The organism is uncultured Aquabacterium sp. (assembly GCF_947366995.1).
GTDB lineage: Bacteria > Pseudomonadota > Gammaproteobacteria > Burkholderiales > Burkholderiaceae_C > Aquabacterium.
The window spans coordinates 1-7,204 of record NZ_CANBCC010000107.1 but is presented as its reverse complement, the minus strand read 5'-3'; the positions used below and the strand labels follow the sequence as shown (position 1 = coordinate 7,204).

Here is a 7,204-nt window from a genome sequence, read left to right as displayed (position 1 = left end):
CAGGGCGACTTTCTTGCTCATGTCCAAAACTTTCTGCGTTCAGTGTCCAAAAAACCGGGGGCGCATGTCCGGCGACATGGCTCGCTCCCACTCACGGGCAAACGCCTCGTGCAGCGCAAATTCTTCTGCCTCGTCCTGGCCCAGCGACGACATCCGCACCAGCAAGCCGTCGACGATCTGGCCCTGAAGACCATAGCGGACCTGCTGCAGCTTGCGACGGAAGCCCGGCACCGTGACGGTGTCGGCCAGCGTGACCCAGTACGTCACCGGCTCATGCCTCTGGTGCTTGGTGCCCACCATGCGCACCGACGGCACGTCATGGCTGGCCAGGGGCAGATCATGCACGCCCCGCCCCACCACCGTGAACCCCTGGGCGTCGTAGCAGAACTCCGGCCGGTGGGCCGCCGTGTTCCACGAGTTCTGGTTCTTGCCGTAGGCCAGCGACAGCATGATGGCCTGCCCCCGGCTGTTCACATACGTGCGCGCCAGGGTCTGCGAGTAGAACTTCGCGAGCGTGGCATCCAGCGTCGGGTCAGACACCACCGGCGCGGCGTCGGCCCGCAGCACCCAGTCGCCGAACCGCTTCGGGATCACCGTTTCCAGGTCGAGCGCCGGCAGTTCATCGGCCAGCACGCGAGACGGCTTCAGCGCCTCCGCGCCGCCCACGGACAGCAGCATCGCAGCCAGGGCCACCACGGTGGCCCCCGTCACGCGGCGCAGGTCATCGAACTTCAGCACGGGCGCCTCCGTCACGGTCAAAACGGGCCGCCAGCAGGCGGTCGAACAGGAACGTCAGCACCAGCGCGATGGCAAACAGCACCATCCCGGCAAAGCCGTGCGCAAAGCCCTGCCCGGCCTCGTCGCCCAGGTGGTAGGTGATGAGCACCAACACCAGCACCCGCGCCACGTTCGACACGAACGAGATCGGCACGATCATCACAGCCAGCAGCACGTTGCGCGCCTTCGACTGGTAGCGCATCACCTTCATGTAGAGCAGGCCCAGCGCCTCGAGCGTGAACAGCGAGTTCAGCCCCGAGCAGGCATCGGCCACCAGCAGCTGGTACGGCCCGATGACGAGCATCACGCCCGAGCGTCCGATCGGGTAGCCGGCCAAGTACAGGACCTTCTCAGCCACCACCGACACCGCGTGCTTGAGCGGCATCGTGATCGCCTGCACCAGCGCCCCGGGCAGCGGCACCGAAAACAGCAGGAACAGGATCGGAAACCAGGCGCGCTTCAACGCCCCCCAGCCATGCAGGATCAGCAGCCCGGATGCGAGCACGATGACCTGCGAGCCGGCCTCAAGCTCGATCACCGACTGCGAGCGCCCCACCATGAAGCAAAGCAGCCCGAAGGCCAGCAGCCCAAAGCCCACCCCCAACGCGGGCCGGGCGGGGCCGGCAAAGATTTCGCCGCGCGCCGTCCACAACAGCCACGCACTGGCTGCGACGATCAGCGGCCCATGGCCCTGCTCGTCGGTCGCCCAGGTCGACACCGCCAGGTGTGCATAGGTCGGGCCATACAGGCAGAAGAACCCGACCAGCAAGAGCACAACGCCCCAACCTTGCCCGGGCAGGGTCAGCGGCGAGGCGGGCAATGGGGTGACCGCACCCGACGGCGGCGTGACTTCAACAGACATGGCGAATTGTTACCTGCCCGATGGATAAGTTCCGCTCGGGCCTGCTACGTGACTACCCTGCCCTGCCGGCAGGTCCCTCTAGCGGCGCGGCCCGCAGCCCGGGCAGCCCCCCGTGATCGAGTGGGGTGTATTTGCCCCAGGCCAGCACCCGGTAGAACCAGCGCTGCGGTAACAGGCGCCACAACACGAACTTGATCAGCAGCTTGGCGCGCTCGCGCCAGACCTCCTGCTCGGCCAGGCGACGACGCAGCACCTTGGTGGCCGTGTAGTTGGATGAGACCCCGCCGAGCGCGAACTCCGCCACCACCGTCGGCAGGAACAACGCCCCCACCTGCTCGATCGCGCGTTTCGTGTAGTCGCCATCGCCCTTCACCGGCAGATCCAGCCGATAGCGGGCCTCAGCAAAGAACGCCCGCGGATAGAAGGTGGACTGGTGCGACGGCGCCCCGAACACGTGCCCCTCACGCCCCAGGCCGGGGCGCAAATAGCGGTCGTTGCCAAAACACTCCACCGCGTAGGCAAGCAACACCCGTGAGCCTCCCCTCAAGTGAGGGACAAGCAAACGCCAATCAAAAAAGGACGAAAACACGTCCCCCGCATTCATGAAAAGAACGTACCGGCCACCCGCCCGATCCAGCCCCTTGTTCATCGCATCGTAGATGCCGCGATCCGGCTCCGACACCCATGAACCCGGCGCAATGGCCTGCTGCAAAAGGAAGTTGCGAATCTCGTCGTTGGTGCTGCCGTCGATGACGACGTGCTCGACAGCCCCCTGCGCCAACGGCTGCCCGAGGCGCGCGCGCAGGCTCGCCATCGTGGCTTTCAGCCCTGCCAGATCGTTGCGGACCACGGTCACGACCGACAGCAGCGGAACCGGGTTCTGTGTTTCACTCATGGCTGGATTATCAGCACGGACCCTAGTCTGCCGATCGGCCACCCGGCGCGCAAAAACCCCTGGTCTTCCGCTGAACGTGACGCCTTACCGAGGCTGCGGCCGGTGACCGAGCACTTTCCCTGAACTTCTGCGTACCACCCCACTCCTAGAATTTGTTGAAGCCCGATCAAAAGGGCGCCTTCAACTGCCCCGCGGGGTACACATGCGACATCCTGATCCCAACTTCGGCTACCCCTCGCTGCCCCTTGCGGACAAGCGCTGGCCCGCGCCGTCCCGAGCCAGCGAGTCGCCGTTGAAAAAGCAAGCCATCCTCAGCCCATTCACCCGACAAGGCGCTTTCGTCCTCGACAGCCACATCGACGCCCTCACCTGGGACGAATGCATCAACCGCATCGCCACCTGGGCCGCCCTGCGTCAGTCCCGCTATGTCACCCTGTGCAATGTGCACTCGGTCGTCACAGCCAGCGAAGACGCCGAATTCCGCCGCGTCATCGAACAGGCCGACCTCGCCCTGCCCGACGGTGCGCCCATCGCCTGGGCCCTGCGCCGTGAAGGCCACCCGGAACAGACCCGCCTCAGCGGCCCCGACCTGATGTGGCGCTACCTGGCCGAAGCCCAGCGCCTCAAGCAGCGCGTGTTCTTCTACGGCAGCACCCCCGAAACGCTCGACAAGCTGCGCGCCCGCATCGTGGCGCACTTCCCCCGCCTGCAGATCGCCGGCATGGTGTCGCCCCCCTATCGCTCGCTCACCGCCGAAGAAGACCAGGCGCACATCGACCAGATCAACCGTTCTGGCGCCCATGTGGTGTTCGTCGGCCTGGGGTGCCCCAAGCAGGAAGCCTGGATGTCGGCCCACAGGGGCCGCGTGCACGCCGTGATGCTTGGCGTCGGCGCCGCGTTCGACTACCACGCCGGCACGCTGGCGCGCGCCCCGCTGTGGATGCAGAAGGCCGGCCTGGAATGGCTGCACCGCCTGGCCAGCGAGCCCCGGCGGCTGCTCAAGCGCTACCTGCACACCAATACGGTGTTCGTGGGGCGCATGCTGAAGCTGATGGTGACCGGACGGAGGTCGGGCAAGGGCCAGGAAGCTTGACCGGCCCACGCCCCCATACCAAAAACGCCGCCATCGAGCGGCGTTTTTACTTTCTGCAACGGCGCACCACCGTGGGGCCCCCTCTCTCGGGTGGCCACGTGTTGCAACTGCCACCAAATCGTCAGCAGGCGTCAGTACACTGGCCCGACTCTTGCGCGCAGGGCAGCACCACTTCATTCAAGGGGGGGAGCGGGAACTCCCTGAGCCGCCTCGCATCCATCCCGCACGACTTCCCCTCACATCCGTTTCATGGAAAAACAAGCGAAGATCTTCGTGGCAGGTCACCGCGGCATGGTGGGTTCGGCCATCGTGCGCCGCCTTCAGCAGAGCGGTTACACCCAGGTGCTGACCCGTGGCCGCCAGGAACTCGACCTCCTCAACCAGCAGGCGGTGCACGATTTCATGCACGCCGAGCGGCCCGACTACCTCTTCATCGCAGCCGCCAAGGTGGGCGGCATCCATGCCAACAACGTCTACCGCGCCGAGTTCCTTTATCAGAACCTGGTGATCGAGACCAACCTGATCCACGCTGCCCACACGGCCGGCGTGCAAAGCCTGATGTTCCTGGGCTCGAGTTGCATCTACCCCAAGCTGGCCCCCCAACCGCTGAAGGAAGACTGCCTGTTGACCGGCCCGCTGGAGCCCACCAACGAGCCCTATGCCATCGCCAAGATCGCCGGCATCAAGCTTTGCGAGGCCTACAACGACCAGTACGGCCGCCAGTACATCAGCGTGATGCCCACCAACCTTTACGGCCCGAACGACAACTACGACCTCAACAACAGCCACGTGCTGCCCGCGCTGATCCGCAAGGCCCACGAAGCCAAGCAGCGCGGCGACGCCAGCCTGGTGGTGTGGGGCACCGGCACGCCGATGCGTGAGTTCCTGTACGCCGACGACCTGGCCGACGCCTGCGTCCACCTGATGGAGCAGGGTTACAGCGGCCCGCTCGTCAACATCGGCACTGGCACCGACGTCAGCATCCGTGAGCTGGCCGAAACGGTGGTCAAGGTGGTCGGCTTCGAGGGCGACCTCACCTTTGACAGCACCAAGCCGGACGGCACCCCGCGCAAGCTGATGGACGTGTCGCGCCTGCACAGCCTGGGCTGGAAGGCGCGCACCTCGCTGGAAGACGGCATCGCGCTGGCTTACCAAGATTTCCTGAGCCGCCAGGCCTGACAGCCACCGCCCGCCTTAACGGAGCAATCTGATGACTTTTGAACAACTGATCGCCATCCTGCGCGCGCGCTGGCTGATCGCACTGAGCACGTTCGTGCTGATTCTTGGCTCCGTCACGACCGCGACGCTGCTCTGGCCGAAGACTTACACCGCGTCTGGCTCGGTGGTGGTGGACATCAAGTCGCCTGATCCGATTGCCGGTATGGTCCTGGCAGGTGTGGCGCAGCCGAGCTTCCTGATGACGCAGATCGACATTCTGACCAGTTCACGGGTTGCACAGCAGGTCGTGCGCAATCTCCGCCTTGCCGACTCAAAAGTGATGCAGGAGAACTGGCGAGAATCTACTGGTGGAGTAGGCGACTTCCAGGCCTGGGTGGCACAGCTTCTCAGGTCGGGCCTGGAAGCCCGGCCCTCCCGTGGCTCGAATGTGATCTATATCAGCTATAAGTCCCCGGACCCGCAGTTCGCGGCCGCAATTGTTAACGGCTTCATTCGCGCCTATCTAGAGACGACTGTCGAGCTAAGAACAGATCCGGCGAAGCAATTCAACGATTTGTTCGGGAACAGCGCAAAGCAATTGAAGGCGAATTTGCTTGAAGCCCAGACGCGGCTTTCGACCTTTCAGCAGCAGCAAGGCTTGGTGGTGACTGACGAGCGCTTCGATATCGAGACCTCCCGACTGAATGAGTTGTCTGCGCAACTCGTTTCGTTGCAGGCGGTTGCTGCAGACTCAGGAAGCCGCCAAGCCGCAGCCGTCTCGCGCGCCGATCAGTCTCCTGATGTCATTGCAAACCCGCTCATCTCGGGTATGAAGGCAGATCTGGTGCGGCAAGAAGCACAATTACAGCAATTCCGAGCCAAGTACGGTGAGAATCATCCCCAAGTAATTGAGTTGCGCTCCAGCGTCACCGACCTCCGTAGCAAGCTTGAAGGTGAAATCCGTCGCGTCGCCAGCAGTCTCGGCGTCAACAACTCGGTGAATGCCTCGCGCGTTGCGCAACTGCGTGCGTCGCTCGAAGAACAGCGTGCCAAGGTGCTGAAGCTGAAAAACATCCGTGACCAGGCTGCCGTACTGCAGCGCGAGGTGGACAGTGCGCAAAAAGCCCTGGACGGCGTGGTCGCACGCCTGCAAAACACCGGTCTGGAGAGCATGGCACAGCAGTCCAACGTCGCTGCGCTGGAAGCCGCCAAAGCGCCGTCGGTCCCATCCTCCCCCCGTCTGCTCACAAATGTTGTACTCGGTGGCGCTGCAGCCTTCGTGGTCACGCTTGCCCTCGTGCTTGGCATGGAACTCAACGACCGACGTTTGCGCACGCTCAGCGAGGTGGAGCCCATGCTCGGCCTTCCGCTTCTTGGTAGCGTCCCATCATTCAAGAAGCGCGACGAAATTCGCGACCTGCCGAAGCGCCTGGGTTTGGGCCGCTCCGACATGAAGGCGCTGCCAAACAACGCTTGAGCATCACATGACCACGAATCCCACCCACTCCATGGACGCCAACGTGCAAGACCCGTCGCTCGGTGAGATCCTTCGGCGCACCAAGGGCCTCACCGGCGAGCAGGTCGATCAAGCGCTCGAATACCAGCGCGCACACGGTATTCGCTTCGGTGAAGCGGTCGTCGCCCTCGGCATGGCGCGGCCTGAAGACATCATCTGGGCGCTGTCCCAGCAGTTTCACTACCCCTACGCCCCGGTCTCCGAGCGCAGCTTGAACGACGAGCTGGTGGTCGCGAACAGCCCGTTCTCGGAGAACATCGAGGCCTTCCGCGACCTCCGCACTCAGCTGCTCATGGGCGTCATGGCCGAAGGTGACAATCGCCGCCCGCTCGCCATCGTGAGCGCCAACTCCGGTGACGGCAAGAGCTTCATCGCAGCCAACCTCGCGGTGGCCTTCAGCCAGCTGCCAGGCCGCACATTGCTGATCGATGCCGATCTGCGCAGTCCGCGGCTGCACGAAGTGTTCGGCGTTGAGGCCAGCCCCGGCCTGAGCGGCATCCTGGCCGGCCGCACCGAGCCCAACGTCATTAAGCCTGTGGCGCACCTTCCCAACCTGTACCTGCTACCAGCCGGCGTTCAAGCTCCCAACCCTGCCGAGCTATTGCACCGCGCAGCATTCAGTCTCTTGCTGCGCGAGCTGCTCGCCAAGTTTGACCACGTGCTGGTCGACACCCCTGCAGCCACCCATGGCCCGGACGCCCGCATCATCGCCGCCCATTGTGGCGCCGCCATGGTCATTGGCCGCAAGGGCGAGAGCCGGGTCAAGCCAATGCAAGCACTCGTCGCGCACCTGAACAAAAGCAAGATCCAGATCGCTGGGGCGTTGGTCAACGAGTACTGACCTCCGACTCACAGCACACATTCAAGCAGGACACCACTTCCATGACAAAGAAAGTTGCTCTC

The 7,204-nt window shown here is 64.1% G+C and carries 7 protein-coding genes; 4 read left to right on the top strand and 3 right to left on the bottom strand.

What is annotated here, in order from left to right:
• Window positions 1-39 precede the first annotated feature (39 nt).
• Genes epsI through Q0Z44_RS17805 form a run of 3 tightly spaced genes read right to left on the bottom strand, consistent with a single transcriptional unit; the run spans window position 40 to window position 2,534 of the window.
• Window positions 40-738: an exosortase-associated protein EpsI, B-type gene (gene epsI / locus Q0Z44_RS17815; RefSeq protein WP_298015274.1), complete on the bottom strand. Its 699-nt coding sequence runs from the start codon at window positions 736-738 to the stop codon at window positions 40-42.
• On the bottom strand, window positions 722-1,639 hold the full coding sequence (xrtB, locus tag Q0Z44_RS17810) for an exosortase B (RefSeq protein ID WP_298015271.1): 918 nt from the start codon (window positions 1,637-1,639) through the stop codon (window positions 722-724). Before xrtB ends, epsI begins: the two co-directional genes overlap by 17 nt.
• A gap of 52 nt (window positions 1,640-1,691) precedes the next feature.
• A complete protein-coding gene (locus tag Q0Z44_RS17805) occupies window positions 1,692-2,534 on the bottom strand; it encodes a glycosyltransferase (protein WP_298015269.1) in 843 nt (280 codons plus the stop codon).
• Window positions 2,535-2,736: 202 nt separating this feature from the next.
• Between Q0Z44_RS17805 and Q0Z44_RS17800 the strand changes: the two genes are divergently transcribed.
• From Q0Z44_RS17800 to Q0Z44_RS17785, 4 genes are all read left to right on the top strand, one after another.
• The gene (locus Q0Z44_RS17800) at window positions 2,737-3,627 is read left to right on the top strand and encodes a WecB/TagA/CpsF family glycosyltransferase (RefSeq protein WP_298015267.1); all 891 of its coding nucleotides are present in this window, start codon (window positions 2,737-2,739) and stop codon (window positions 3,625-3,627) included.
• A gap of 249 nt (window positions 3,628-3,876) precedes the next feature.
• Complete coding sequence (locus Q0Z44_RS17795; RefSeq protein ID WP_298015265.1) at window positions 3,877-4,806, top strand: GDP-L-fucose synthase; 930 nt, start codon at window positions 3,877-3,879, stop codon at window positions 4,804-4,806.
• Between the two features lie 31 nt (window positions 4,807-4,837).
• Window positions 4,838-6,262, top strand: coding sequence for a chain length determinant protein EpsF (gene epsF, locus Q0Z44_RS17790; protein ID WP_298015263.1), 1,425 nt, complete (start codon window positions 4,838-4,840; stop codon window positions 6,260-6,262).
• Between the two features lie 7 nt (window positions 6,263-6,269).
• A complete protein-coding gene (locus Q0Z44_RS17785) occupies window positions 6,270-7,142 on the top strand; it encodes a polysaccharide biosynthesis tyrosine autokinase (protein ID WP_298015261.1) in 873 nt (290 codons plus the stop codon).
• Window positions 7,143-7,204: the final 62 nt, after the last annotated feature.